This window comes from Acinetobacter sp. AOR18_HL (genome assembly GCF_027855145.1).
Lineage (GTDB): Bacteria > Pseudomonadota > Gammaproteobacteria > Pseudomonadales > Moraxellaceae > Acinetobacter > Acinetobacter pittii.
Genome location: NZ_JAKTIG010000045.1, coordinates 68,124 through 94,807 on the forward strand (window position 1 = coordinate 68,124; position 26,684 = coordinate 94,807).

The following is a 26,684-nucleotide window of genomic DNA, read 5'->3' on the forward strand; positions in this document are numbered from 1 at the left end:
AGGAAATTTAAATAACTTAAACTGCAAATGCGTATGTTTCTCATTTTAATTTGATAAAAATCATAAACTTAACCATTTTTTGTTTTGCAATCACTTTTAAGATTGCCCATAATAGTTCTCATACGATAGGAGATTTATTATGCGTGGCAATCCAGAAGTCATAGACTATTTAAATATGCTCATTGGCGGAGAATTGGCTGCCCGTGATCAATATCTAATCCATTCTCGTATGTATGAAGATTGGGGTTTAAATAAAATTTATGAACGTATTGATCATGAGATGCAAGAAGAAGCTTCTCATGCTGATGCGATCATTCGCCGTGTATTGTTTTTAGGTGCTAAACCAAACATGCACCGTGAAGATATCAATGTTGGTACAGACGTTGTATCTTGTTTAAAAGCTGATTTGGCGCTTGAATATCATGTTCGTGAAAAGTTAGCGACAGGTATCAAACTTTGTGAAGAGAAGGGCGATTACATTAGCCGTGATATGTTGCGTCAACAATTATCAGATACTGAAGAAGACCATACATACTGGTTAGAAAAGCAATTACGTTTAATTGAGTTGATTGGCTTGCAAAACTATATTCAATCTCAAATTTAATAAAAAACCCAGCTAAGGCTGGGTTTTTTATTGGCTCATTTTAATAAAATGAAGTCTTAACTTAGATGTTGTTTTTGTCAAATTGAACATATTCAAAGCCTTACTATATAAGGCTTTGGCAGTTACAAAAAAGTCAGAAAAATTGTATCGCACCCCCTGTTTTTTTTATGAAATTGTTTATAATTTCGCCAATAAAACCCTTGCCTAGAAATTTAATGAGGCAAGGGTTTTTCTATGGAAAATCGGTTGGTATGGATCGCCAATGATTTTATGGTGAGTTCGCGAAATATGTTATTTACCAAACCTGCTGTTCTAGATACAGCTACTCTCCTAAGTACACAGCGTCTTGCAACACGACTAAGCTTTTTTAGCTTAGGTTTTGCGACTGCAGCTTGGGCACCTCTTATTCCTTTTGCACAGCAACGTTTAAACCTAAATCATGCCGATTTTGGTTTACTTTTGCTGTGTATGGGTATCGGGTCAATGATTGCTATGCCCGCGACTGGTGCTTTAGTAAAGCGCTGGGGATGTCGTCCGTTAATTGCTTTGGCATTGATGTTGTTAATGGTTTTATTGCCTAGCCTTACGATGTGGAGCAGCATTGTGACGATGGCCGTAGCATTGTTTATTTTTGGATCGGCAGCAGGATGTCTTGGAGTAGCTATCAATTTACAAGCAGTAGTTGTTGAAAAACATAGTGTGAGAGCTCTTATGTCTAGCTTCCATGGAATGTGCAGTCTTGGTGGCTTAACAGGCGCTATGCTTGTGACAGCATTATTGGCAGTAGGTCTTTCAGCCTTAATGAGTACTTTATCAGTCGTTATGATTTTGCTTGTTATTGGTGGTGTTGCGATTCCATCTTGTTTAACGTCTTTTGAACAGGATGAAAAGCCACATGAAGATACCACTCAAGCGCCCAAAAAACTTTATCGTCCTGATGGCATTATTCTGCTTATTGGTGTGATGTGTTTTATCGCCTTTTTATCAGAAGGTGCAGCAATGGACTGGGGTGGTATTTATTTAACAAGTAAATATCAGCTTAATCCTGCTTTTGCTGGTTTAGCTTACACTTTTTTTGCGCTTAGCATGACGACTGGTCGTTTTGCAGGTCATATCTTGCTTAAGCAATGGGGTGAAAAAAATATTGTGACTTATAGTGCAATTGGAGCCGCCATTGGTATGGCTGTTATTGTAACTGCACCAGTGTGGCAAGTGGTTGTATTGGGTTATGCACTGTTAGGATTAGGTTGTTCTAATATTGTACCAGTGATGTTTTCTCGTGTTGGTCGACAAAACAATATGCCTAAAGCAGCAGCACTTTCTTTAGTATCAACAATTGCCTATACCGGTTCATTAAGTGGACCAGCTTTAATCGGTTTAATTGGGGAATGGACTGGTTTAAGTACGGTTTTAACAGGCGTCGCTGTATTACTATTTATTATTGCTTTACTTAACCGTTTTACATTAGTAAAGACAAACTAATTTATAAATAATAATCACCAAATAGCGAACATCGAGAAATTAAATTTCTCGATGTTCTTTTATTTAGATTTATAAAACCTGATAAATAGATTGATAATTATCTTGTAATAATCGTTGAGGCTTCATTAGTAAAGTTGGTGTCTTTTCTAAATCATCCAAGAAATTATTTCGCCAATGGGTAAGATCAGATGATGTTAATCCCTCTATCAATTGTTGATAACGATTAATACGCTCAGCTTTAGACATTTCTAAAGCCATTTTTAAAGCATCCATCATTGCCGCTCTATCTTGTGGGTGAACAATCAAGGCTTGAGACATCTGCTCAGCAGCACCAGCATATTTAGATAAAATGAGCACACCTGGATTTTCTGGGTCTTGAGCCGCAATATATTCTTTAGCTACTAGATTCATCCCATCACGTAGTGAACTGATCCAGCAAATATCTGAATGACGATAAATGTGCATGAGATTATGGTGTTGTACCGTGTCATAGCAGCAATCTACAGGTCTCCAGTCTTCATGCGCAAACTCTTCGTTAATTAACTCCAGCTTGGTTTTAAAACGTTGATATAAGCGTTGATAAGCTGGAATATCGGTACGAGAAGGGATCGCCACTTGAAGATGTCGAACTAAGCCATGATATTCAGGGCTGGTTTCCAAAAAGGTTGCAAAAGCATTAAATCTTTCGAGTAAACCTTTTGAATAATCAATACGATCAACTCCAATAATTGTCTTTTGACGTGGTATTTCTTCAAAATTAAACACCGAAGAGGTAGCCAAATCTTGCTGGGCTTGTTTTTGTATAAGTTCAGGCTGAACACCAATTGGGTATGATTTAATTAATATTTGACGTTTTTTATAGCTAATACTGTTGCTTTGAATTTTTTGAGCTTCGAGTAAATTCAGACAAGTCTGCATGCAGGCATTTTGGTCAATCTGAGTTTGTAAGCCAATAACATCATATTGGCTCAAGTCTTGAATTAACTCACGGGCTACCGGAATTTTGTGCCAGATATTCAGACTGGCAAAAGGAATATGTAAGAAGAAACCAATTTTGTTTTGCATGCCTAATTCACGGCAATAGCGAGCCACACTAAAAAAGTGGTAATCGTGCACCCAAATAAGATCTTCAGGCTGAGCAAGCTCTTTTAGCTTTTGAGCAAATAAGCGATTAACCTTTTGATAGGTATTATATTCTTCTGCATCATATTCAATTAGATCATCTCTATGATGCATTGCTGGCCATAAAACTTTGTTAGCGAAACCACAATAATATTGGGCATATTGTTGATGAGTGAGAGGGCAGGTAATGTAGTCAATTCCTTGAGAATAAGCCTGCGCAAATTCTGGCGCTTCGCTATCGGTAATTTGCTGCCCATTCCAGCCTAACCAGATGCCGTTACTATCATTTAGTGCATCTTGTACAGCTACAGCAAGACCACCTGCTGAAGCTTTACCCGATGGCATACTTATTCTGTTCGATAATACGATTAATTTAGACATAATTTTTCTCCATTCTGATTTTGGCTATTTTTGACATATAAGCTTTTTATTCTGTTTTGAAATAAAAGAAGAAAATCCGCGACATTATCAATATCTTTTAATCTATATTTTGCTTGTGTTTCACCCGGACCTACTTTAATACTAAGGCCAGATTGCTGATTAATGTAAGTGAAACCAGATTCATCTGTTAAATCATCACCTATAAAAATAGGTAATACAGCAGGTAAATCAAGATGATTTAATATAGTTTTAATTGCTCTACCTTTATCAGCTTGGTTTGGAATTAATTCAACAACAAATTTCCCTCTATTTATTTTTAATTGAGGATAATTTAAATTAATTCTTTGCATAATATTAATGGCATTATTTTCTAAATTAGGATTTTTACGATAATGTAAGGCAATAGAATATCCTTTATCTTCAATTAATAATTCAGGATGTTTATCACAATTTTTGGTAATATCTTGTTTTAATTTTTTGAAATTAATACTGCTTAAATCTGGTCGAATATAATTTCCTGAATCAAAATAAATATCTAAACCATGTAAACCAGCAATTGGAACTTCAATAGGATGTAGTAGTTTGCTTGCTGTATCTACATCACGACCTGTTACAGCAATAACAGGTATATTTAATTTAGTAATTTTTTTTATAACGTCTAAGGTAGTTTGTGGAATAAAACTATGCTCAGGATTAATTTGAAAGGGTGCTAATGTACCATCAATATCCAAAAATAAGCAGTAATTTTTATCTAAAGATAAGTTGTTTATAATATCATTGGGTGTAACAAAAGATGTATTTTTTTCTCTCCCATCAGATATTGTGCTTTGACTGTTCATATTAGCCTTCCTAATACTTTTTGATCAATAATTAATCTTCTAGCATTAAAATGAATTGGTGAGTCATTTTTTTTAATAAAAAAACATAAGTATTAACATTAATTACATTGCATAATGGATTTATAGGCGAAGTGTGGAGTATGTTGTTTTTTGATTGGCTTCAATGTTTAGATAATTAATTTTTTGTATGTTTACTATGAATAATGCGGGTCTTATTTATCAATATATTTCAGAATATTATCACATTATAAATGCTTAATTTTATGCTCTAAAATTTAATTTTTATATTGATTTTAAAAGATATTTTAAATCGATATTATTATATAATCCTTATAAAATTGGCTTTGAGCAGGCATATGAAGTTACAAAATAAAATTTTATTAATTACAGGTTGGGGAGTAGGAGTGGAGCCTTTGCAGTCCCTTAAATTGCAATTGGAAAAAGCTGGCTATCAAACACAACTTATTAATATTTTTAATATTTTAGATGGTAAGTATCGTGCCCAGCTTGATTTAGTTGCTGAGGTTGATGTAGTAATAGGTTGGTCTTTAGGTGGACAGTTAGCAACTCAACTGGTTAATACTTTTTATGAACAAACAGGGCAAACTAAAACTTTAATTACGCTCGCTTCAAATCCTTGTTTTGTTACCAACGATAATTGGCAGACTGCTATGCCTGCTGATGTGTTTAGTCAATTTAAGACTTCTTTTTTACAAAACCCGCAAGCCACTTTAAAGCGTTTTTATTATTTAATTACACTCGGTTCCTCTCAGGCTAAACAAGATTGGATAAGCATGCAAAACATAGCAAATCCGCCTTCAAGTGAATTGCTATCAGAAGGTTTGCAAATGCTTGAGCAACTAAATTTGGTAAATAACTTAAAAAACTATCTAGGTCCGCAGCTTCATGTGTTTGCCGAGCAAGATAATGTCATTCCTTGCAAAATTAGTGAAAATTTCAAGGATATCGCGACAGAAAACATGAGTTATAAAGTATTAGAAGGCGCTACTCATGCTTTTCCATACCTAGAAGTAGATCGAACAATTGAAGAAATCTGCCAATTTTTAACAATTCATCAGCAAAGTTAATAAGCTTTGGTTGATCTCGCAATTTTCTTTCATTCTTAACAGGTTTAACATGTGCTAAATGAAAGATTTAATTGCTGTAAAAGGGTATAGAGGATGACCGATAATTTTGATTTGGAACATATTTGGCATCCATATACCTCAATGACCCAACCTTTACCAACGTTTAAAGTTAAACGTGCCTATGGGGCAACGATTGAACTAGATGATGGTAAGACTTTAATTGATGGTATGTCGTCATGGTGGTGTGCAATTCACGGCTATAACCACCCTGAACTCAATCAGGCAGTGACAGATCAATTACAAAACATGTCACATATCATGTTTGGTGGTTTAACTCACGATCCTGCAATTGAACTTGGAAAAATTCTTTTAAAAATTACGCCGCCAAGTCTCGATAAAATTTTCTATGCAGATTCAGGTTCGGTAGCCGTTGAAGTTGCTTTGAAAATGGCTGTGCAATTCTGGACAGCACAAGGCCAACCACAAAAAACAAATTTTATTACTACACGTTCCGGTTATCACGGTGATACATGGAATGCGATGTCTGTTTGTGATCCTGTTACAGGTATGCATCAGATTTTTGGTACAAGTTTACCGAACCGTCTTTTTGTAGCAGCTCCGCAAACCAAATTTTATGAAGAGTGGAACCAAGAAGATATTGCCGAGCTAGAAGAAGCTATTCAGCAAAATCATGAAAACCTTGCTGCACTGATTATTGAGCCGATTGTTCAAGGTGCAGGGGGGATGCGTTTTTATCATCCTGAATATTTACGTCAGGCGAAAGCACTTTGTGAACAATATAATCTGTTATTAATTTTTGATGAAATTGCGACTGGTTTTGGTCGCACGGGTAAGCTTTTTGCTTGGGAACATGCACAAGTTGAGCCAGACATTATGTGCATAGGTAAAGGACTAACAGGCGGCTACATGACGTTATCTGCTACCTTAACGACAAAGCATGTTGCAGAAACCATTAGTCGCGGTGAGGCTGGGGTGTTTATGCACGGTCCAACCTTTATGGCCAATCCACTTGCTTGCGCGGTCGCTTTAAAAAGTACCCAATTATTAATTGAGCAAGATTGGCAGGCTAATATTGAGCGAATTGAACAACAGCTTAGCCAATATTTAACGCCTTTAAGTCAGCTTGATTATGTTGCCGATGTGCGAGTGCTGGGTGCAATTGGTGTAGTAGAACTCACCTTTAATGTTGATATGAAAACCTTACAGCAACAATTTGTAGACCGTGGAATCTGGATCCGTCCTTTTGGAAAATTGGTTTATGTGATGCCACCGTATGTCATCACGCATCAAGAGTTAAGCGATTTGCTCGAACAATTGGTTGAAGTTGTTCAAACGATGCAGGGAGCGAATTAAGATGTCATTGCTTGATCATTTTTCTGCCGAATTAGATGAGTTAAAGCAACAAGGTAACTTTAGACAATTTACCCAAAATGTGCAGCACGGACGTTTTATTACGATTCAAAATAAAACGATGCTCAACTTAGCTTCAAATGATTATCTTGGGTTGGCTGCTGATATCAATCTTCGTCAAGAGTTTTTAGATAGCTTTCCAATCGAGCGTAGCTATTTTAGTTCATCATCTTCACGTCTATTAACGGGCAATTTTGATGAATATGAACAATTAGAAAATAGCCTAAGCCAAGCATTTGGTGGTCGCGCGGCACTATTATTTAATAGTGGCTACCATATGAATATTGGTATTTTGCCAGCTGTTGCTGATAGTAAAACTTTAATATTGGCGGATAAGTTAGTTCATGCCAGTATGATTGACGGTATACGTTTATCTGGCGCTCAGTATGTGCGTTATCGACATAACGATTTACAACACTTGGAACAACTCCTCCAAAAATATCATGATGATGACAAGATTGAACGAATCATTGTGGTCACAGAAAGTATTTTTAGTATGGACGGTGATGAGACGGATTTAGCCGCTTTAGTTCAGCTAAAAAAACGGTTTGCTAAAACTATGTTATATGTTGATGAAGCGCATTCAATTGGGGTTCGTGGTCAGCAAGGCTTAGGATGTGCTGAACAATATAATGTGATTCAGGAAATTGATTTTCTGGTCGGTACATTAGGCAAAGCATTAGCGGCGGTCGGTGGTTACATTATTTGTGATCCAATTATTAAAGATTATCTCATTAATAAAATGCGCCCACTTATTTTTAGTACTGCACAGCCTCCGATTGTTATGGCATGGGCAAACTTTATTTTTCAAAAAGTATTAGTCTCTCAATCTCAACGTGAACACTTAAAAAATATTAGCCAATATCTTCAACAAGCTGTTGTGCAAAAGGGTTATGTAAGCCCATCGACCAGCCATATTATTCCAGTCATTGTTGGAGAAAGTCAGGCTGCGATCGATAAAGCGAAATACGTTCAGGAAAGTGGTTTTTATGCTATGCCTGTGCGTCCACCAACAGTACCTAAAAACAGTTCGCGTTTGCGTATTTCTTTAACGTCAATGGTGCAGCAACATGAACTTGAAGAATTGGTGAGTTTTCTGTGAGTTTGAATAAAAACTTAGTTGCCCAGCGTTTTGCCAAAGCAGGGCAAAGCTATTCAGAGCATGCAATTGTTCAAAAACAGATTTGCCAAAATTTAACAGGTTTAGTTCAGCAGTTCTGCCCGGCTACGATGTCGCGTGTCTTTGAAATTGGTTGTGGTTCTGGCAATTTAACTCGTCTTCTTGCTACATCTTTTCAGTTTGAAGAGTTAATTTTGAATGATCTATATGCAGATGTGCAGCAGCACTTTAGTCATCAAGAAAATTTAAAATGGTTGATTGGGGATATTGAAACTTTAGATTTCCCTCAGCAGCTGGATATGATTGTTTCAGGTTCAGCTTTACAGTGGATGCAAGATTTACCGCATTTGCTCGAACGTTGTAATGAGGCTTTAACTGAGCGAGGTTGGTTGTGCTTCTCAACATTCGGTTCTAAAAACTTATTAGAGATTAAAGAATTAACAGGACAAGGTTTAAGTTATTGGTCAGTTGAAAATTGGAATAGTGCCTTAATTCAGGCTGGTTTTGAGATTTTGCATTTGTCAGAATCAGAAACTCAACTCTATTTCGATTCACCTAAAGACGTGTTACAGCATTTAAAAGCAACAGGTGTAACAGCAACGGCGCAGCATCGTTGGACTAAGCAAACTTTACAACAGTTTTATCAAGATTATGATCGGTTTAAGTATGCCGAAGGATATTCCCTAACATATCATCCGATTTATTGTATTGTCCGGAGAATGAAGTAAATGAGTGGCCAGATCTATTTTGTGAGTGGGATTGATACCGAAATTGGTAAAACCTATGCGACAGGTTTCTTAGCAAAATTATGGACTGAGCAGGGTAAAAAAGTGATTACCCAAAAACTCATTCAGACAGGTAATACTGATATTTCTGAGGATATTGAAAAGCATCGTGAAATTATGGGGCAGGGTTGGTTTCAAGAAGATCATGACAAGCTAACCATGCCTGAAATCTTCAGTTATCCTGCTTCACCTCATCTTGCAACACGTCTTGATAACCGAGAAATTGATTTTCAAAAAATTGAAAATGCGACCAAAACATTGGCGGAGCGTTTTGAAATCGTATTGTTGGAAGGTGCTGGAGGCTTAATGGTGCCATTAACCACTAGTTTGCTTACCATTGATTATGTCGCTCAGCATCAGTTTTCCGTTATTTTAGTAACATCGGGCCGTTTAGGAAGTATTAACCATACTTTGCTTAGTCTTGAAGCACTTAAGTCTCGGGGGCTGAAGTTGCATGCCTTGGTTTATAATCTAAAAGATGAATCAAAAGATCCATTAATTTCTCAAGATACTTCAAATTATTTGAAAGATTACTTAGCTATTCATTTCCCCGAAGCTGAATGGATTGAACTGGCAAAAATGAATTAAGTTAAACGGCTATAAAAAACCGCTCAAATTTGAGCGGTTTTTTTTACATCTTTTTAATATCTTAGAATTTCTTCGAACCGCGGTTAAAACCAGTCGATTTACGTTGGTTCCCTGTGTTAACAGGAGTTTCTTTTTCATCATCACGACGTTGTTGACGTAAGTATCCGCCACGACGCGCAGCCATTGGTTTTTCAGTCATACGATCAGTACGGCGTTTTGCCATACCAAATAAACCTGTACCTTGACGTGGTTTTAACTCAACCGATTTGGCTAAGTTGTCGATGTCAGTTTTGTCGAGTTCCATCCAACGACCAGTACGTAATTCGCGCGGTAAAATAACTGTGCCGTAGCGTGTACGTAATAAACGGCTTACTTTAAGATCTTGCGATTCAAAAATACGACGTACTTCGCGGTTACGACCTTCTTTTACTACAACTTGGTACCAGCGGTTAATACCTTCACCACCAATTTCAGAGAATGATTCGAATTTGGCAGGGCCATCTTCGAGCTCTACTCCGTTGACCATGTTTTGGCGTAGTTTTGGCGTTACTTCACCCATTACTCGAACAGCGTATTCACGTTCGATTTCATTAGATGGGTGCATTAAGCGGTTAGCAAGTTCACCATCATTTGTGAATAGTAATAAACCAGTACTGTTAATATCCAGACGACCTACCATTACCCAGCGGTCATTGGCAATTTGTGGTAAATGATCAAATACGGTTGGGCGTTTTTCAGGATCATTACGTGAACAGATTTCACCCTCAGGCTTATAATAAATCAGTACGCGACGACGAATTTCGTCTTCAATCTGAAACTGAACTTTACGGCCATCAATGCGTAATTCATCGCCTGGTTCAATGCGCTCACCCACTTGGGCAACACGACCGTTTACACTCACGCGTCCTGCGGCAATAACCTCTTCCATATATCGGCGGGAACCTAATCCGATTCGCGCTAATACTTTTTGCAATTTTTCACTCATGACAGCACAACCTTAGACATAATGATCAACAGTCCACCTCTTTATGATTTCGGTGCATTTGCATCGAGAGCCATAAAGGCTTCCTTGGCGTTCTGTAGGGGAGGCAATTGGCCTAGAGAGGCTAGACCAAAAGCATTCAGAAACTGAGGCGTTGTAATTAGCAACGCAGGTCTTCCGGGTAAATCTCTAAAACCGGCTTCTTTAATCCAGTTCCAGTCAAATAGTGTTCTAAGAATTTGACTATTATTAGATACACCACGAATTTGTTCAATATCAGCTCGGGTAACCGGTTGATGATAAGCAATGACAGCCAGGGTTTCTAGTAATGAAGGCGACAGTTTTGTTGGTCGCTCTGGCCAAATTTGCGCAATAATACTACGATATTTAGATCTTACCTGAAAGCGAAACCCTTGTGCTGTTTCAATCAGCTCAATAGATCGACCATGTTGTAATAGCGCGAGCTGTTGCAAGAGCTGACGAAGCTGTTGTTTATTATATTGATTGTTAAATGCTTCTTTTAAGCGGGCAATTGAAACAGGCGCTTCACTGGCAAAGATAATTGCTTCAAGTTGTAATAAGACTTCATGATGTATGTCAGCTAATGACAAATCACTATTATTTTGTTCAAAACTACTCATATTGAAGATCCTTGAATTGCTAACGGGGCTTCAATACCAGTGGCAATAATTTTAATTTTCTGTTGGCGAGTCAATTCTAAAACTGCCATAAAAGTAACAACCATTCCCATACGACCTTGCTGGGGATTGAGTAATTCTTTAAAACTTAACACGTCACCAGACTCTAATTTCTCTTCAATATATGCAATACGTTCTTCGAGTAAAACAGGTTCTTGAGCGACAACATGGGTAATAGGTTCGGGGCGATTAAATACACAGAACAACGCATCATGTAGCGCTGAGATATCGTAACCTTCATAAACAGGAGAGATATGTCCCAAGCTTACATTGGCACTAAATGTATCGCGCTCAAGAATTGGCATTTGACCTAAACGCTCAGCTGCTTGCTTAATGCGTAGATAGGTTTCAAGACGATCAATAAGCTCCTGCTTAGGATCTTTTTCAATACTTATAATTGTAGGTTTTGGTAGAAGTAGGCGAGACTTCAAGTCAGCCAATAAAGCAGCCATCACCATATAATCTGCTGTCAACTCGATATTTAAAGATTTCATGCTATCCATATAGGCCAAATATTGAGTCGCTATAGGAGCAATATCGAGTTGAATTAAATCGAAACCGTTTTTCTGAATCAGATAAATTAAAAAATCTAATGGACCTTCAAACCGCTCGAGCAAAATCTCAAATGCAGCTGGAGGTATATAGAGATCTTCTGGAATTTTGTCATGCCACTCATCTAAAACACGGATGTGTGGAGCGTCTTCCATGGATTGATGAAGTGATTGATTCATTACGATTATAAGCCACGCGAATTTTCAAAAGCATGAGACTTGTTATTCAAGTCCTAGACAGCTGTAAGTAGAAGAACAGCAGATAGTGAAAATCATTCTAAATGAATTGTGTCTTTTAATAAATTACTTAACGACTAAAGTGTAAAAAAAATCCAAAATAAATAAAGAGTATTTTTTTGAGTGATAATACTTTTTTTTAAACTATTGGTAAAAAAGTAAGTGCTTATTCAAAAGCACTTACATCGCCAACACCACGGCGGATAATTTCAGGATGTTCGCCCGATAAATCAACGATACTTGTACTGGTCAAGGTACCAAAACCACCGTCAATAAATACATCAATTCGTTTATCTAACTGATTTTCAATATCATAAGGGTCATCTAGAGGGTCTTCTTGACCCGGTAAAATTAATGTACTGGTGAGTAGCGGCTCACCAAGTTCTTGTAATAAAGCCTGACAAATCGGGTTGCTTGGAATACGTAAACCAATCGTTTTCTTTTTAGGGTGCATCAATCTACGAGGAACTTCACTTGTTGCAGGTAAAATGAACGTAGTAATAGCTGGTGTGTTCGCTTTCAATAAACGATATGTCGCATTATCAACTTTTGCATAAGTTGCAATATCAGATAAGTCACAGCACATAATGGCATATTGATGTTTAGGTCCTAAGCCACGAATCTGTGCAATACGTTCCATGGCATTTTTATTACCGATTTGACACCCAATTGCATAGGCAGCATCGGTAGGGTAGACCACAACATCTCCTGCTCGGATACGTTCAACCGCTTGGGCAATGAGGCGTTGCTGTGGATTTTCAGGATGTACATGTAAATGCATCATATTTTAGAGACTCCATCACGCCAGTGTTAAAAATAATTATTAGGCTTTTTAAATGGCCTAGGCAAGCAATTAACGTAGCTTTTTTGTCAATTAATCAAGGAGTTCACGTTTAAATTCATTTAATTGTAAAGGTGTACCCGAACGTGTACATTGGCAAATAAAACCAATAAGTGCTACTGCATCACGTGGCAACTTAGCTTCACCCGAAAAGTAACGTTGCACTTGAGCATAAACGTTATCTTTAAATAGTTTGCCATCACCGCTATCACCTGTAAGGTTATCGAGTGAAACTCTAAATTTTCGGCCAAAAGATTGCGCAAATAACCATTCAATTGCTTGTGGCTTAATTTCTACTTGTTCAAATAAACTTTGCTGTTCTTGGGTGCGACCATCAGGTGCATACCAATAACCTAAATCTGGTAATAGACGTCTTTTTTCACCTGCAATAGACCAGTGACTAATTTCATGCAAAGCACTATTAAAGAAACCGTGAGCAAATTGGATCTTGGCTGGTTCTTTATTTGTCGCTGGGAAATATTCAGGTTCAAAATCACCACGAACTAATGTCACATTATGGTGGGAAAACCAGTGATTAAAGTGTAAAATAAGCCAATCAACTTGCTCAGACTCCGATTTTGAGCTTGACCATGGTGAGAGTTGCACTAGGTCAGGTACAAGAGTGTTCTGATGAGTTGAATGGGTGCAAACGAGTAATGAAGTGTTAACTTCAGGTTGCGGCTGCAACAGGTGCATTGCTTAATTTACCCCGAGTTCTGTCTAAAGAAGTGCAAAATTGTATCTTAATCTTTGACAGAGTACCGATGAATTTGTAGAATTGCCGCCTTAATTATGTCAGCAAATACCTTTCCGGCACAGATTGAGCCGTTTAAATGGGCTGAACAAGGCTTTACATGGTCAGGTCAACTGCCCTTGTCTCGCTTTGCTCGTATCGCTCGTGAAGCTGTTGGATCAATTGATAACCAATTGATCAACATAGACTGTAAGCTATCAATGGATGCATATCATCGCATTGTGTGGATGGACGGTCACATGGACACGAAAGTTCCAATGGAGTGCCAACGTTGTTTGGAACCTGTTGAAATGCCTCTTGTCTTAGACTTCCATATTGCATTAGTGGATGATGAGTCACTGATAGAGCGCTTGGATGAGGATGCTGATTTCATCGTTTTAGGTGAAAGTGAGTCTTCGACGAAAGGCGATTATGATACGCCTGCCTCGATTAACTTACTCGCATTACTAGAAGATGAACTGTTATTGTTGATGCCTTTATCTCCCAAGCATGATGCTTGTGAACATAAACATCAACCTACCATTCAGAATGTTGTCGAAGAAAAGCGGGATAATCCGTTTGATGTTTTGGCAGGTTTGAAGGGTAAACTTAACTCATAATTTGTGTTATAATTGTGAGATAAGACAACTGAATTTGTTCTGATCCATTTTTTCGATCTTTGTAAGGAGCCATCATGGCCGTTCAGCAAAACCGTAAAAGTCGCTCTCGCCGTGACATGCGCCGTTCACATGACGCTTTAACCGAGAATGCATTAACAGTAGACCAAGCAACTGGTGAAACTCATCGTCGTCACCACGTGACTAAAGACGGTTTCTACCGTGGTCGTCAATTATTCGCTAAAGCAGCTGATGCTGAATAATTGCATGATATGCATTAAGCGTGATGCTTAAGTATAGAAAAAATGGGAGCGAAAGCTCCCTTTTTTTGTTGTTTTTCGCAATTATAAATATATAAATAACATGTTAAATTTCCGCTCCAGAAATGAGTGAAAACCCAAAAAAGGATTTCTTATGTCTGCTAAACGTCTTGAACAAGTAGCTTTAGCCACAAAAACTGCATTTGTGTTTCCTGGACAAGGTTCACAAAAAGTCGGTATGCTTGCTGAACTAGCAGAACAGTTTAGTGGGGTCGGGCAAACTTTTGCAGAAGCTTCAGATGCTCTTGGATTTGATCTTTGGCATATTGCACAAAGTGGCGAAGGTCTCGACCAAACAGAAAATACCCAACCTGTGTTATTAACTGCCAGTATCGCTTTATGGCGTGTATGGCTTGATTTAGGTGGTCTGGCACCTAAATACCTTGCAGGACATTCACTAGGTGAATACAGTGCATTGGTAGCTGCAGGCTCTATGAGCTTGGCGGATGCAGTTAAATTAGTTAACTTGCGTGGCAAGCTCATGCAAAGTGCTGTACCTCAGGGTCAAGGGGCTATGGCTGCAATCCTTGGCTTGGCTGATGAGAAAGTGGTTGAACTTTGTCAAACCGTGAGTGCATCAGGTGAAGGTTCTGTAGAAGCTGCAAACTATAATTCACAAGGTCAAGTTGTGATTGCAGGAAGTACAGCTTCTGTACAAGAAGTTATGGCTTTGGCAAAAGAGCAGTCAGCTAAAGCAATTGCTTTACCAGTGTCAGTTCCTTCTCATTGTTCGTTGATGAAACCTGCCGCTGAGAAATTTGCAGAAGCTTTGGAACAAACTGCCATTGAGCTACCTACCATTCCTGTAATACAAAATGTCAACGCGGGAATAGCTACCGATGTTGCTCAATTGCGTCAGGCATTAACTGCACAATTGTACCAATCAGTACAATGGACACGTACCATGCAGTCTCTACAAGACCAAGGTATTCAATATGTTGTTGAGTGTGGTCCAGGTACAGTATTGAGTAACCTCGCAAAGCGTTTACCAAATATTGAAAAAGCTTTTTCTATTGATAGTAAGAGCAAAATGGAAGATGCCCTAAATGCTGTTTTAGTGGCAGAAGGAAAAATTGCATGACACAAGAACGCAAAGTTGCATTAGTAACGGGCGCGAGTCGGGGTATTGGCGCTGCCATTGCCCAGCAACTTATTCAAGACGGTTATTTTGTTGTAGGTACTGCGACTTCTGAATCTGGTGCACAAAAGTTAAGTGATAGCTTTGGTGAACAAGGTGCAGGTTTGGCGCTCGACGTGCGTAATCTCGATGAGATTGAAGCAGTCGTTTCTCATATTGAACAGAACTATGGTCCTGTACTTGTTCTAGTTAACAATGCAGGTATTACGAAAGATAATTTGTTGCTTCGTATGTCTGAAGATGATTGGGATGACATTCTCAACATTCACCTTAAAGCAGTTTATCGTTTATCTAAACGTGTGCTTAAGGGTATGACGAAGGCACGTTTTGGTCGAATTATTAATATCAGTTCTGTTGTAGCTCACTTTGCAAACCCAGGCCAAGCGAACTATTCTGCTGCTAAAGCAGGTATTGAAGCATTCAGCCGTAGCCTTGCAAAAGAGATGGGTAGCCGCCAAATTACTGTAAACAGTGTGGCGCCAGGCTTTATTGCAACAGAAATGACAGATGCACTTAGTGAAGACATTCGCAAAAAAATGAGTGATCAAGTGGCTTTAAATCGCTTAGGTGAGCCACAAGATATCGCAAATGCGGTGAGTTTCCTTGCAAGTGATAAAGCAGGTTACATTACCGGTACGGTATTACATGTAAATGGTGGTTTATACATGGCCTAACGCCGATGTATAAACTTTTAAAAATTTTTATATTCAATTAAACTAGTGGCAAATTAAACGCCACAAGCAATGAGGAGAATTCCTGTGAGCGATATCGAACAACGCGTTAAACAAGCGGTTGCAGAACAACTTGGTCTTAAAGCTGAAGAGATTAAAAACGAAGCATCTTTTATGGATGACTTAGGTGCTGACTCTTTAGATTTAGTTGAACTTGTTATGTCTTTCGAAAACGACTTCGACATCACTATCCCTGATGAAGATTCTAACGAAATCACTACAGTTCAATCTGCAATTGACTATGTAACTAAAAAACTTGGTTAATTCGCATATTGCTGAATAAAAAGAAGGCCACCGTAAGGTGGCTTTTTTTATTTTAGAAAAAATTTAAGAGATACATATTTTTACAAGATCAACCTCAATTGATAGCAGAGGTATAACTTTTTTGAAGTATAACAATAAAGGTCAGTTTAATGACTTTACTATAAACAATAATATGAGGACTAAAAGATGGGTCTTTTTGATTTTGTAAAAGGTATTGGCAAAAAAAATACCGCACCAGCAGAACCACAACCAGCTCCAGCAACACCAGCAGAACCTTCTGCACAAGAAGTTGCAAATAAATTATTAGGTTTAATTAAAAGTTTGGGCTTAGGGGTAGAAGGCTTATCTGTAACCTATAACGGTACTACTGATACTGCAATTATTAAAGGGCAGGTAAAAAGCCAAGCAGATAAAGAGAAAATTATTCTTATTGTTGGAAACATTGATCATGTGGCTCAAGTAGATGACCAGATGACAGTGGCAACTCCTGAACCAGAAAGTAAATTTTATACAGTGAAATCTGGTGATAACCTTTCAAAAATTGCGAAAGAAGTTTACGGTGATGCAAATCAATATCCAAAAATCTTTGAAGCAAATAAACCAATGTTAAAAGATCCTGATGAGATTTTCCCGGGGCAAGTTTTACGTATTCCTCAATAATTAAGATTAATAAAAAAGGCGCTTTAAGCGCCTTTTTTGTGCTTTTAAAAACGCTTTGGAATCTTTTGTCCGTTTGGTACAGGGGTGTCTGCATTTTTTAAAACACCGAATAACCATGTTTCAGCATGCTGTACTGCAATTTTTAAAGAATCACCTAAAGCTAAACGGCCAGCGATAAAGCTAGCTAAAGAACAACCTGAGCCGTGATATTCACCTTCAAGGCGAGGACAGCTACTACTCGCTGCTAGTTCACCATTTATGTATAAACTATTTTTAATATGATCTGGTGTATCTTCATGTCCACCTTTCACTAGAACAGCTTTAGCACCCATTTCAAAAAGCTTTTGAGTGGCTTGATCTAAATCAGTAATACCTGTTAGAGCACGTAATTCAACGGTATTTGGAGTAATAATTGTGGCTAGAGGAATAAGTTCAACGAACGCTTTAACGAGAGTTGCCTGATCACCTAAAGAGCCGCCACTGTTTGCGACTAAAACAGGATCAAGTACATATTGATAGTCAGGATGAGCACGTAAAAATTCAGCTAGTGCCGCAATATTATCTGTCGTGCCAAGCATGCCTGACTTAACACATTTAATGGGTAAGTCACCTACAACTGCATTTGCTTGTGCTAATAAGAGTTCTTTTGAGGTTGCTTCGAAGCCAAATACTTGTTGTGAGTTTTGAATTGTGAGGGCAGTACATGCAATTGCTGCATGGGCACCACTTTGTCCAATTGCTTCGATATCGGCTTGTAAACCTGCACCACCTGAAGGGTCTAAACCCGAGAAACAAAGTACGGTTGGACGCACGGTTATTTCCTTTTCAATTTAAATTTACGTTAGTATAAGAGAGTTTGATTAAACTCTCGACCAATTGAATTAAATACTTTACTGGGTTAGTGATTGAATGGCTATAAAACATATTTTGATTGATTTGGATGGAACCTTAACAGACCCAAAAGTTGGAATCCATACTTCAATTCGCTATGCAATGGAGAAATTAGGCTATCCATTGGCTGCTGATTTAGATATTGATTGGACAATTGGCCCACCATTAAAGCCATCACTCGCAAAATTATTAGCTACTCAAGATGATGCTTTAGCTGAACAAGCTTTACTTGCTTATCGCGAGCGTTTTTCGGTGGTTGGCCTGTTCGAAAATGAAGTGTATCCATCTGTTGCCAAAACGCTTAGCGCTTTAAAAAAAGAAGGATATCGTTTATTTGTCGCAACTGCTAAACCAACGATTTATGCAAAACGTATCTTGGACCATTTTGAATTAAGTCAATACTTTGTACATATCTATGGGAGTGAGTTAACGGGTGAGCGCACAAATAAAGCTGATCTTATCCATTATATTCTTGAGCATGAGCAATTAAACCCAGAAGAATGCTTGATGGTCGGTGACCGTCAATATGACGTTTTGGGTGCTCGTCATAACGGTATTGAGGCGGTAGCGGTGACTTATGGTTACGGAACAGCAGAGGAACTTGCTCAAGCACAGCCAAAAGCAATGATTAAGCAATTTTCTGAGCTTTTGGACTACGTTGAAGAACTGGCAGCACAAAAGAAAGTTTCTTAAATATTATTTATTAAATTTTAATTTGAAGGTTTGGCTTTGATCTAAAGCCAAACCTTTTTTGTTTAAATGCTGTGTTGTTGGCGGTATTGAACAAGTTCTTCAATCGTAATCACCGTTAAGTGATGAGTTTGAGCATATGCTAAAACTTGAATGCCCGATGCCATTGTGCCATCCGGATTGGTTAATTCACATAATACGCCAGCGGGTTTAAGCCCAGCTAGTCTTGCTAGATCAATTGTTCCCTCAGTATGACCTCGACGAGTAAGGACGCCACCATTACGTGCACGTAATGGGAAAACGTGACCTGGACGATTTAAGTCACTTGCAACAGCACCATCTTTAATAGCAGTTTGAATAGTTGTTACACGGTCTTTAGCAGAAACACCAGTGGTAACGCCTTGAGCTGCCTCAATGGTCACTGTAAAAGCGGTATGAAACTGGCTCGAGTTTTGAGAAACCATTGGTGGTAGTTCTAGATGGTCTGCTAGCTCTTCTGTAAGGCATAAACATACGATACCCGAGCCATCACGAATCATGCGTGCCATTGTTTCTACCGTTAAAGTTTCGGCTGCAACAATTAAATCTGCTTCATTTTCGCGATCAAAGTCGTCCATAACCAAGACAGGCTTGCCTTGACGGATATCTTCTAATGCTTGTTGAATGCGTTGCTCAGCAGGAGAGAGGGCTGAGAAAAAAAGTTCTGGTTGAATTAAGCTAGACATAATGAAACGCTCTCGTAAAAAATACGGTTGAACATTTCAGGACTGATGTAAAAACAGGCTGGCACTGAAATAAAACGGATTTATCCCAGTTCGTCGTCTTCTTTCATCCGGACTATACCGTCGGCTTTGGAGTTTCACCAAATCTGCTCAAATTACACAATTTAAGCTCGTGGGCTTGTTAATCTATTTATAAAAATTAACTTTACCACCGGTGGGGAATTGCACCCCGCCCTGAAGCGATGGGTTTTATTATAGCGCGCTTGATAGAATTGGCTAGATGCTTTTATAGAATGCTAAGTTTCTTTATGAATAAGCATTTTCATAAATCGAAATAGGCTTTTTAACAAGAGCTTACTTGTTGATATGAAAATGGAATGCTATGTTTTTTATAGAAAATTATAAATAAAATAGGTGTTTCATGCAGATAAGAGACTATTATCCTCTGACCAATAGCTCGTTTATTCAGCATCTCCATATTTTCAGTTATGTATTTATGGCGGTAAGTATTCTGTATTTAATTGCTGCTAACTGGTTGATGCTTCCAGACAGTATTCAACTCGCGATCCCGCCCGTTATATTACTTGTTACAGCTTGGTTCAGCATAAAAGATACATTAAGTGATGGGGTTAGGCAGACCTTACATAGCGTTAGTGGTTTGATGATAGGTTTAAGCTTGGCTGTAATTGGACAGGTTTATCAAACTGGTGCAGACAGTTATTTGCTTTTTTTAATTTGGACATTGCTTTTATTACCGTGGTTATATCGGCCCAATATTGGAATCTTTGCTTTAATTTGTATTACCAGCCAACTCACACTTTTTTTATTTTTTAAACAGACTTTCTGGTCTGAAAAGTTTCCTTATTTATATTTAATCGCTCTAAATCTATTAAGCCTTATTGAGTTTTGGGTATGTATAAAGAAATATCGTGCTTTAAGGTTTGTCTTTATCGCTTGGTTCGCCGTTATTTCGATTATTGGAATGATTCAATATTTATCGAATGAGAATATTCCTTATTTAATTTCTGCCTTCTTTTCAGGAATAATCGCTTTTTATTATTTCTTCAAAAAAGACGATCAGTTATGTGCCAGTTTAATGGCAGCTGTTTTGGGTGTGACTGCAACCATATGGCTTGTAGATGGGATTAATAACCTATTTAAAGACTCTAATGAGTTCATATTTTTATTGATTGCAGGCATTATTTTTATTTGGTTTGCGCTGATTAGCTATCTTTTAATAAAAATTTTTCGTCAAAGCCGCTTTTATGTCATTCCATTGGCAATTGGTGCTTGGCTTGCTGGCTTGTCACTTGCAGCTTTTACGCTGGTGTTTTGGGAAGCTATTTCTTTAGTTATTGGAGTTGTTTTTGTTGGATTGGCGTTTATTCTTTTAAAGAAATCACAAAGCTATTTCTTTCGGCAATTTGCCTATTGTTTGTTTATCAGTGGGCAGACCGCTTTCTTGTTTCATCTTGGTTCAGAAACAGATCAAATTCTATGGGTTTTAATTGCACAGATTTTTATTCTATGTATTAGTTATTTTCTTAAACCACATTGGTTCTTCATTTTAATTCAAATGCTTGCTACGTATGGCATAGCTTTTATCTATTTGCTACAACTGGACCATTCATTGTGGTCAATACATTCTACTCAGACTTATTTAAATTTAACTTTGCTCAGTTACTTGGTTTTTAGTTTGGTGCTCTTACCTAAGAGAGAATCAATAGCCCTATACGAGCGTAGTATTTTTTTATGCGTGATGGTCGTAATTCTTGTAGCTTCTTTTTTCAATACTTTTATGGGGTTGGTACCAGAAAATTCGATAGATCAGCAGTTATGGGTTTTATATTTACTACCTGTTGTCTGGTTACTTTGCTTTAGTGTTCTTCATTTATATCGACAACTTAAGGCACTCACTTTTTTCGCCTTTTTAATATTTGGTGTGTTACTTATTGTGTTGGGATATTTTGAAATTTTCATCCTGCTTATTATTTTAACGTGGGCATTAAAAAAGAAAGATTATATTGTGTATGGAGTGAGCTTAACAGTATTCGTTTTTGTGTTCTGGCAGCTCTATTACAACCTACAAATAACTTTTCTAGCTAAGAGTGCATCTATTTTTATTTCGGGTATTGTTTTGTTGGCTCTGTCTTGGTTACTTCAACGTGAAAATAAAAATGATCTTGTTAAAGGAGAGAAAGAATGAAAAAGTATTTTTCTCTTATTCTTGCCGTTATCACGCTATTATTTTTTGCAGGTTTAGTGGCGAAAAACGAATGGCATTTGCACCATAGTAAAAGTATTTTTATTGAGCTTAAGCCAGTTGACCCTCGTTCAATTTTACAAGGTGACTATATGGCACTGGCTTATGAATTACATTTACAATCTCTTAAAGCTCTTGCAGGAAGTGAAGGTGAGGCTCTGGAACAGGTGATTTTTAATCGCTCTTCCGTTCCCGCAAAAGTTATTTTGGATTCACAAAATCGCGTAGTTCGTACCATTTTAGATATTAATAATTCATTTGCTGGGCAGAGGTTAATTTTAAAAAATCCTGAAAATCGTTTGCAGGCTTTATATCCTGCCTCTCGCAGTTTCTTGTTTGCAGAAGGCTTGGCTCAATGTTATGAAAAAGCCAAATATGCTGAATTTAAGGTAAATCCTGAAGGAGAGGTGATATTGTTCGAATTACGAGGAGAGCAGCTTCAACCATTAAATTGTGAAAAACAAAAGAACTGGTGGGAAGGAACTATTAAGGATTTATAAAATAATAAAAGCCCGTCAATGCGGGCTTTTTATTCTTAAAATAAATTAGGCAACTTGAACAGGAATGCAATTCGCTGTGTGGTTGACTGTATTATTTGGATTAGCATATACCAAACGTGGTTTATGAATATTTGCTTCAGCTTCAGTAAAATCACCAAATGTAGCAATAATTACTAAATCGCCAACGTCTGCTTGATGTGCAGCACCGCCGTTTACTGAAATAATTCCAGAGTTATCTTCACCACGAATCGCATAAGTTGTGAAGCGTTTGCCATTGGTTACATTCCAAACATGAATTTCTTCATATTCACGAATACCAGCTAAGTCCATCAATACGCCATCAATTGCACAAGAACCTTCATAGTGAAGTTCAGCATGGGTTACAACTGCACGGTGAATTTTGCATTTTAATAAACGAGATAGCATGGCTAGCGTCTCCTGAGTAGACCTAAGAGGTAGATCTTATGGTGAAATCTTTAGCTTTTGCGGTTGGCAAAGTGGCTGATGCGCATTTTGCTCCTAAAAAAGCAAGATAGCAAGCATGATTGTTCAACAATTTAAGTGGGTTTATATGCATTAATTTGATTCATGGCCTGTGGAACTTGTCCTTGAACAAGTAGCTTCACTTTAGAAAGGGCATGATCAATTGCAGCATCCATCAGACTTTGTTCACTACTTGGCGCTTTTCCAAGTACGTGACCTGAAACTTTCTCTTTCGAGCCAGGATGTCCGATACCAATACGTAAACGGTGAAAATTTGGACCAATATGAGGGACAATGTCACGTAAACCGTTATGACCACCGTGTCCACCGCCTGTTTTAAGACGAATTACACCTGGGCTCATATCAAGTTCATCATGAGCAATCAAAATTGCTTCGGGAGCAATTTGATAAAATTTTGCAAATGGAACTACACTTTGTCCAGAACGGTTCATAAATGTAGTGGGTAGAAGTAGACGGACATCGTGTCCTTCTATATTACCACGTCCACTGATTCCGTGAAATTTCGGATCATTTTTTAATGTAATGCCATATTTGTCAGCAAGCTGTTCAATGAACCAAAAACCTGCATTATGGCGGGTTTGGGCATATTCTGAACCAGGATTGCCCAAACCAACAATTAGCGAAATATTTGACACTAATCTACGCCTTTAAACACTTATGCGCGTTTGAAGTCAGCGTGCATAGGAGTGTTTTTAGATGGGTGACGTTGTAACGCTTGGATTTTAACGTTTTCAACTTTGTCGCCCACTTTGATTTCTACAACTTCTTCAAAGAAAGCATTGCTTTCTAAAGCTTTTACAAGCTCACGAAGTTCTAAAGTAACAGTTACAGGCTCAGCGTTGCCACCATAAATGATAGCTGGAATTAAAGCTTCGCGACGAAGGCGGCGGCTCGCACCTTTCCCTTGTTTGTCTTCAGCACGCGCTTGAGCGTTTAATACGAAGTTTGCCATGAGTAAATCCTCATTAAAGTTTAAAAGACTAAACTTGCGACCAGTTTAGTGATAGAAAACCCCAGCCAAGGCTAGGGTTTATAAAAAGCTGCAATATTATAAACTATCGAACATTGCACTGATAGACTCTTCGTTATTAATACGACGAATCGTTTCAGCAACCATGCTAGCAACAGAAACCTGACGGATCTTGCCTAAGGTCAATGCTTCTTCAGAAAGAGGAATGGTATCAGTCACAACCAGTTCATCAATAACTGAATTACGTAAGTTTTCAATAGCCTTACCTGATAGTACAGGGTGAGTTGCGTACGCAACTACACGACGTGCACCAAATTGCTTAAGCGCATCAGCTGCTTTACACAATGTACCAGCAGTATCGACCATATCGTCTACGATAACGCAATCACGATCTTTTACGTCACCAATTAAGTGCATAACTTGCGACTCATTGGCTTTTTGACGACGTTTATCAATAATTGCTAAATCGATGTCACCCATCTGTTTGGCAACAGCACGAGCACGTACTACACCACCAACGTCAGGAGAAACCACCATAAGGTTGTCATGTTGTTGTTGACGTAAGTCAGCAAGCAAAGCAGGAGTACCGTAGATGTTGTCGACAGGAATATCGAAGAAACCTTGAATTTGGTCAGCATGTAAGTCGATCATCACGACACGGTCAATACCAACAGTGGTAAGCATGTCTGCGACAACTTTAGCTGTAATCGGCACACGTGCAGAACGTGGACGACGGTCTTGGCGAGCATAACCAAAATAAGGGATAACAGCGGTAATACGACCAGCACTTGCACGACGCAAAGCATCTGCCATAACCAAGATTTCCATAAGGTTATCATTGGTAGGGGCACAAGTAGGCTGAACGATAAATACGTCTTTACCACGAACATTTTCAGTAATTTCTACTGAAATTTCTCCATCAGAAAAGTGACCGACTGATGCAGCACCTAGAGGGATATGTAAGTGACTTACGACTTTTTGAGCGAACTGTGGATGAGCATTTCCACTAAAAACGACAAGATTGGGCATGAAGCACCCTTGGCGGTTGGTATGTAATGAAATAGATGGCAGGGGCGGCTGGATTCGAACCAACGGATGCCGAGATCAAAACCCGGTGCCTTACCACTTGGCGACGCCCCTAATGCGGCAGAACTTTAATATTTTTGCAATGCAATGTCAAGATTAATCAACAAAAAGCATAGCAATTAAGTCTGTCTTTAAAATAAGAGAATGGCAGGGGCGGCTGGATTCGAACCAACGGATGCCGAGATCAAAACCCGGTGCCTTACCACTTGGCGACGCCCCTAAATTCGATGATATATATGATGGCAGGGGCGGCTGGATTCGAACCAACGGATGCCGAGATCAAAACCCGGTGCCTTACCACTTGGCGACGCCCCTAATATAATCATCATTACAGGTGAGGTTGGCAGGGGCGGCTGGATTCGAACCAACGGATGCCGAGATCAAAACCCGGTGCCTTACCACTTGGCGACGCCCCTAACGTGTAACCTTAAAATGATTAAGAGGAGATTCTTTTAAACTATTTACCAAGTAAGATTTACATGGTGAATGCTTAAGAATTTCATCAATATTCATTTCATTCGTTACTTCAATAAAAACACAAGCACCTGTACCTGTAAGCTTTGCTTGACCAAATTGATCTAAATATTGCATTGCTTCTTCTACTTCAGGGTATAACTGCCGAGCCAGTGGCTCAAAGTTATTTCCAAAATTAGAAGGTTCTAACTGATAGGCGCAAAATTTAGTGGTCTTAGAGTCTCTTGTCAATGTTTTTTGTGAAAAAAGCAATTGAGTGCTGATAAAACAATCAGGTTTTAAAATAATGAACTGTTTTTGATCTAAGTCTATGAATGATAAATGTTCACCAATGCCTTCAGCCCATGCATTTTTACCATAAATAAAAATTGGAACATCGGCACCGAGCTTAACACCATAGTCCGCAAGTTGTTCTTGCTCTAGGCCACATTCCCATAATTGATTTAACACAATAAGTGTTGTGGCGGCATTAGATGAACCGCCGCCTAGACCCGCACCCATTGGAATATTTTTTTCAATTTTGATGTCCAAGCCACAAAGTTTTTTTGCATGTGGTTTTAGTATTTGGGCTGCTCGATAAATCAAATTTTCTTCAGGTCGAACTTCACTCAACCCATCAATTTCGATTTCTTCGCCCAAAGTCGGTGTAAATGTCATCCAATCATATAAATCAATCAGTTGGAAAATGGTTTGTAGCTCATGGTAACCATTCTCACGTCGGCCTGTAATATGTAAAAACAGGTTGAGCTTAGCAGGGGAAGGAACTCGAATCATAGATTTATATAATTAGACTTAGCGGTTTTGGATGACCATTGTAATACGGTTTTCTTTATCTTCAGCAAGAGCTTGCTTTAAAACCAGTTTGTTTGGCAAAGTTTGTTCACCATCGTAACTGAAATTAACTGTCCAGCCATCTTCAATCAGTTGACTCACTCGATTTGTAGCGTCTTTCGTAATTTGAGCATTTAGCGTTGCTGGTTTTGCTAAAATCCAGCTCGTTAAGTGCGTAATTGGTGCTTGCCAACCTGTTGCTCGCTCTAAAAGTTCTTCTGGAGATGCAGCGCTAATAAGTCCTGTTTTAGAACTGTTTAAAGTTACTTCGCCTGGTTTACCCTGAATTTGGGTTTTTCCAACGCCTAAAATACCGCTTAATTCGATATCAAAATTATCTTGCTGTTGAAGCCAGGTAAAAAAAGCACTACCGGTTTGCTGTGGTGTACGAACCCCAATCTTACCTTGCAAATTAAAGTGTTTTTCGTCTTGAACTTGTTGAGTAACCGCAGGTTTTGGTTGAGTAAAATGCTGACAACCGGTTAGAAATAATACACTTGATCCACAGATCGCTGTGCACAGTTGGGCAAATTTGCTCATA

General features: G+C 38.4%; 31 protein-coding genes, 4 tRNA genes and 1 riboswitch. Of the genes, 16 read left to right on the top strand and 19 right to left on the bottom strand.

Annotated features, from left to right (window positions below; all coding sequences use genetic code 11):
* The first annotated feature begins 139 nt into the window (after nt 1-139).
* The gene (gene ftn, locus MKL51_RS12200; RefSeq protein WP_001214863.1) at nt 140-604 is read left to right on the top strand and encodes a heteropolymeric bacterioferritin subunit Ftn; all 465 of its coding nucleotides are present in this window, start codon (nt 140-142) and stop codon (nt 602-604) included.
* Between the two features lie 288 nt (nt 605-892).
* A complete protein-coding gene (locus MKL51_RS12205) occupies nt 893-2,086 on the top strand; it encodes an MFS transporter (protein ID WP_080612923.1) in 1,194 nt (397 codons plus the stop codon).
* Nucleotides 2,087-2,155: 69 nt separating this feature from the next.
* Here the strand turns inward: MKL51_RS12205 and MKL51_RS12210 are convergent, their stop codons facing one another.
* Both MKL51_RS12210 and otsB read right to left on the bottom strand, forming a co-directional pair.
* The gene (locus tag MKL51_RS12210) at nt 2,156-3,589 is read right to left on the bottom strand and encodes an alpha,alpha-trehalose-phosphate synthase (UDP-forming) (protein ID WP_017481307.1); all 1,434 of its coding nucleotides are present in this window, start codon (nt 3,587-3,589) and stop codon (nt 2,156-2,158) included.
* Nucleotides 3,577-4,428, bottom strand: coding sequence for a trehalose-phosphatase (gene otsB / locus MKL51_RS12215; protein ID WP_017481308.1), 852 nt, complete (start codon nt 4,426-4,428; stop codon nt 3,577-3,579). Before otsB ends, MKL51_RS12210 begins: the two co-directional genes overlap by 13 nt.
* A 356-nt stretch (nt 4,429-4,784) precedes the next feature.
* On the opposite strand from otsB, the gene MKL51_RS12220 reads away from it, so the two are divergent.
* The 5 genes from MKL51_RS12220 to bioD all read left to right on the top strand — a co-directional run bounded on the left by MKL51_RS12220 (nt 4,785) and on the right by bioD (nt 9,440).
* Complete coding sequence (locus MKL51_RS12220; protein ID WP_017402526.1) at nt 4,785-5,516, top strand: alpha/beta fold hydrolase; 732 nt, start codon at nt 4,785-4,787, stop codon at nt 5,514-5,516.
* A gap of 93 nt (nt 5,517-5,609) precedes the next feature.
* On the top strand, nt 5,610-6,890 hold the full coding sequence (bioA, locus tag MKL51_RS12225; RefSeq protein ID WP_017481309.1) for an adenosylmethionine--8-amino-7-oxononanoate transaminase: 1,281 nt from the start codon (nt 5,610-5,612) through the stop codon (nt 6,888-6,890).
* Between the two features lies 1 nt (nt 6,891).
* Nucleotides 6,892-8,049: an 8-amino-7-oxononanoate synthase gene (locus MKL51_RS12230; protein ID WP_017481310.1), complete on the top strand. Its 1,158-nt coding sequence runs from the start codon at nt 6,892-6,894 to the stop codon at nt 8,047-8,049.
* Entirely contained in the window at nt 8,046-8,795 is a 750-nt protein-coding gene (gene bioC / locus MKL51_RS12235; protein ID WP_017481311.1) for a malonyl-ACP O-methyltransferase BioC, read from the top strand. The genes MKL51_RS12230 and bioC overlap by 4 nt, the downstream gene beginning before the upstream one ends.
* Nucleotides 8,796-9,440 carry a dethiobiotin synthase gene (bioD, locus tag MKL51_RS12240; protein ID WP_017481312.1) on the top strand — a complete coding sequence of 215 codons (645 nt, stop codon included), beginning with the start codon at nt 8,796-8,798 and terminating at the stop codon, nt 9,438-9,440. It begins immediately after the preceding gene.
* A gap of 61 nt (nt 9,441-9,501) precedes the next feature.
* Here the strand turns inward: bioD and rluB are convergent, their stop codons facing one another.
* From rluB to MKL51_RS12265, 5 genes are all read right to left on the bottom strand, one after another.
* The gene (gene rluB, locus MKL51_RS12245; RefSeq protein ID WP_017481313.1) at nt 9,502-10,425 is read right to left on the bottom strand and encodes a 23S rRNA pseudouridine(2605) synthase RluB; all 924 of its coding nucleotides are present in this window, start codon (nt 10,423-10,425) and stop codon (nt 9,502-9,504) included.
* Nucleotides 10,426-10,466: 41 nt separating this feature from the next.
* Nucleotides 10,467-11,063, bottom strand: a complete 597-nt coding sequence (gene scpB / locus MKL51_RS12250; protein WP_002120355.1) for an SMC-Scp complex subunit ScpB — start codon at nt 11,061-11,063, stop codon at nt 10,467-10,469.
* Nucleotides 11,060-11,851 (bottom strand): segregation and condensation protein A, encoded by a 792-nt coding sequence (locus MKL51_RS12255; protein WP_017387236.1) that lies wholly within the window; start codon nt 11,849-11,851, stop codon nt 11,060-11,062. Before MKL51_RS12255 ends, scpB begins: the two co-directional genes overlap by 4 nt.
* 223 nt (nt 11,852-12,074) lie before the next feature.
* Nucleotides 12,075-12,692 carry an L-threonylcarbamoyladenylate synthase gene (locus tag MKL51_RS12260; protein WP_002120255.1) on the bottom strand — a complete coding sequence of 206 codons (618 nt, stop codon included), beginning with the start codon at nt 12,690-12,692 and terminating at the stop codon, nt 12,075-12,077.
* Between the two features lie 90 nt (nt 12,693-12,782).
* Nucleotides 12,783-13,445 (bottom strand): elongation factor P hydroxylase, encoded by a 663-nt coding sequence (locus tag MKL51_RS12265; protein ID WP_017481314.1) that lies wholly within the window; start codon nt 13,443-13,445, stop codon nt 12,783-12,785.
* 96 nt (nt 13,446-13,541) lie between these two features.
* On the opposite strand from MKL51_RS12265, the gene MKL51_RS12270 reads away from it, so the two are divergent.
* The 6 genes from MKL51_RS12270 to lysM all read left to right on the top strand — a co-directional run bounded on the left by MKL51_RS12270 (nt 13,542) and on the right by lysM (nt 17,212).
* Nucleotides 13,542-14,102, top strand: a complete 561-nt coding sequence (locus MKL51_RS12270) for a YceD family protein (RefSeq protein WP_002120393.1) — start codon at nt 13,542-13,544, stop codon at nt 14,100-14,102.
* A gap of 74 nt (nt 14,103-14,176) precedes the next feature.
* Nucleotides 14,177-14,362: a 50S ribosomal protein L32 gene (gene rpmF / locus MKL51_RS12275; RefSeq protein WP_000290730.1), complete on the top strand. Its 186-nt coding sequence runs from the start codon at nt 14,177-14,179 to the stop codon at nt 14,360-14,362.
* Nucleotides 14,363-14,513: 151 nt separating this feature from the next.
* Nucleotides 14,514-15,500, top strand: a complete 987-nt coding sequence (gene fabD, locus MKL51_RS12280) for an ACP S-malonyltransferase (protein ID WP_017481315.1) — start codon at nt 14,514-14,516, stop codon at nt 15,498-15,500.
* Nucleotides 15,497-16,231 carry a 3-oxoacyl-ACP reductase FabG gene (gene fabG, locus MKL51_RS12285; RefSeq protein WP_002120395.1) on the top strand — a complete coding sequence of 245 codons (735 nt, stop codon included), beginning with the start codon at nt 15,497-15,499 and terminating at the stop codon, nt 16,229-16,231. Before fabD ends, fabG begins: the two co-directional genes overlap by 4 nt.
* 84 nt (nt 16,232-16,315) lie before the next feature.
* A complete protein-coding gene (acpP, locus tag MKL51_RS12290) occupies nt 16,316-16,552 on the top strand; it encodes an acyl carrier protein (protein ID WP_001279871.1) in 237 nt (78 codons plus the stop codon).
* 186 nt (nt 16,553-16,738) lie between these two features.
* Entirely contained in the window at nt 16,739-17,212 is a 474-nt protein-coding gene (lysM, locus tag MKL51_RS12295) for a peptidoglycan-binding protein LysM (protein WP_002120434.1), read from the top strand.
* Between the two features lie 44 nt (nt 17,213-17,256).
* On the opposite strand, the gene MKL51_RS12300 is transcribed toward lysM, so the two are convergent.
* The gene (locus MKL51_RS12300; RefSeq protein WP_005075247.1) at nt 17,257-18,024 is read right to left on the bottom strand and encodes a hydroxymethylpyrimidine/phosphomethylpyrimidine kinase; all 768 of its coding nucleotides are present in this window, start codon (nt 18,022-18,024) and stop codon (nt 17,257-17,259) included.
* A 97-nt stretch (nt 18,025-18,121) separates the two neighbouring features.
* Between MKL51_RS12300 and MKL51_RS12305 the strand changes: the two genes are divergently transcribed.
* Nucleotides 18,122-18,796 carry an HAD-IA family hydrolase gene (locus MKL51_RS12305; RefSeq protein WP_002120346.1) on the top strand — a complete coding sequence of 225 codons (675 nt, stop codon included), beginning with the start codon at nt 18,122-18,124 and terminating at the stop codon, nt 18,794-18,796.
* Between the two features lie 62 nt (nt 18,797-18,858).
* Here the strand turns inward: MKL51_RS12305 and ribB are convergent, their stop codons facing one another.
* The gene (gene ribB / locus MKL51_RS12310) at nt 18,859-19,518 is read right to left on the bottom strand and encodes a 3,4-dihydroxy-2-butanone-4-phosphate synthase (protein WP_017481316.1); all 660 of its coding nucleotides are present in this window, start codon (nt 19,516-19,518) and stop codon (nt 18,859-18,861) included.
* A gap of 91 nt (nt 19,519-19,609) precedes the next feature.
* A riboswitch (FMN riboswitch) is annotated at nt 19,610-19,760 on the bottom strand.
* 176 nt (nt 19,761-19,936) lie between these two features.
* On the opposite strand from ribB, the gene MKL51_RS12315 reads away from it, so the two are divergent.
* Nucleotides 19,937-21,721, top strand: a complete 1,785-nt coding sequence (locus MKL51_RS12315; RefSeq protein ID WP_057076692.1) for a DUF2157 domain-containing protein — start codon at nt 19,937-19,939, stop codon at nt 21,719-21,721.
* A complete protein-coding gene (locus MKL51_RS12320; RefSeq protein ID WP_017481318.1) occupies nt 21,718-22,278 on the top strand; it encodes a GDYXXLXY domain-containing protein in 561 nt (186 codons plus the stop codon). Before MKL51_RS12315 ends, MKL51_RS12320 begins: the two co-directional genes overlap by 4 nt.
* Nucleotides 22,279-22,323: 45 nt before the next feature.
* On the opposite strand, the gene panD is transcribed toward MKL51_RS12320, so the two are convergent.
* The 10 genes from panD to lolB all read right to left on the bottom strand — a co-directional run bounded on the left by panD (nt 22,324) and on the right by lolB (nt 26,683).
* Nucleotides 22,324-22,704: an aspartate 1-decarboxylase gene (gene panD, locus MKL51_RS12325; protein ID WP_002120296.1), complete on the bottom strand. Its 381-nt coding sequence runs from the start codon at nt 22,702-22,704 to the stop codon at nt 22,324-22,326.
* Nucleotides 22,705-22,835: 131 nt separating this feature from the next.
* Nucleotides 22,836-23,417 (bottom strand): aminoacyl-tRNA hydrolase, encoded by a 582-nt coding sequence (gene pth / locus MKL51_RS12330; protein WP_017481319.1) that lies wholly within the window; start codon nt 23,415-23,417, stop codon nt 22,836-22,838.
* A 20-nt stretch (nt 23,418-23,437) separates the two neighbouring features.
* On the bottom strand, nt 23,438-23,734 hold the full coding sequence (gene rplY / locus MKL51_RS12335) for a 50S ribosomal protein L25 (protein WP_002120443.1): 297 nt from the start codon (nt 23,732-23,734) through the stop codon (nt 23,438-23,440).
* A 96-nt stretch (nt 23,735-23,830) separates the two neighbouring features.
* Nucleotides 23,831-24,781, bottom strand: a complete 951-nt coding sequence (locus MKL51_RS12340; RefSeq protein ID WP_002120445.1) for a ribose-phosphate pyrophosphokinase — start codon at nt 24,779-24,781, stop codon at nt 23,831-23,833.
* Between the two features lie 36 nt (nt 24,782-24,817).
* Nucleotides 24,818-24,892: transfer RNA gene (locus tag MKL51_RS12345), tRNA-Gln, on the bottom strand.
* 91 nt (nt 24,893-24,983) lie between these two features.
* Nucleotides 24,984-25,058, bottom strand: a tRNA-Gln gene (locus MKL51_RS12350).
* Between the two features lie 20 nt (nt 25,059-25,078).
* Nucleotides 25,079-25,153: transfer RNA gene (locus tag MKL51_RS12355), tRNA-Gln, on the bottom strand.
* A 26-nt stretch (nt 25,154-25,179) separates the two neighbouring features.
* Nucleotides 25,180-25,254 (bottom strand) — tRNA-Gln (locus MKL51_RS12360).
* Nucleotides 25,253-26,086: a 4-(cytidine 5'-diphospho)-2-C-methyl-D-erythritol kinase gene (ispE, locus tag MKL51_RS12365; RefSeq protein ID WP_025468421.1), complete on the bottom strand. Its 834-nt coding sequence runs from the start codon at nt 26,084-26,086 to the stop codon at nt 25,253-25,255. Before ispE ends, MKL51_RS12360 begins: the two co-directional genes overlap by 2 nt.
* Nucleotides 26,087-26,104: 18 nt before the next feature.
* On the bottom strand, nt 26,105-26,683 hold the full coding sequence (gene lolB, locus MKL51_RS12370) for a lipoprotein insertase outer membrane protein LolB (protein WP_017481320.1): 579 nt from the start codon (nt 26,681-26,683) through the stop codon (nt 26,105-26,107).
* Nucleotide 26,684 lies beyond the last annotated feature (1 nt).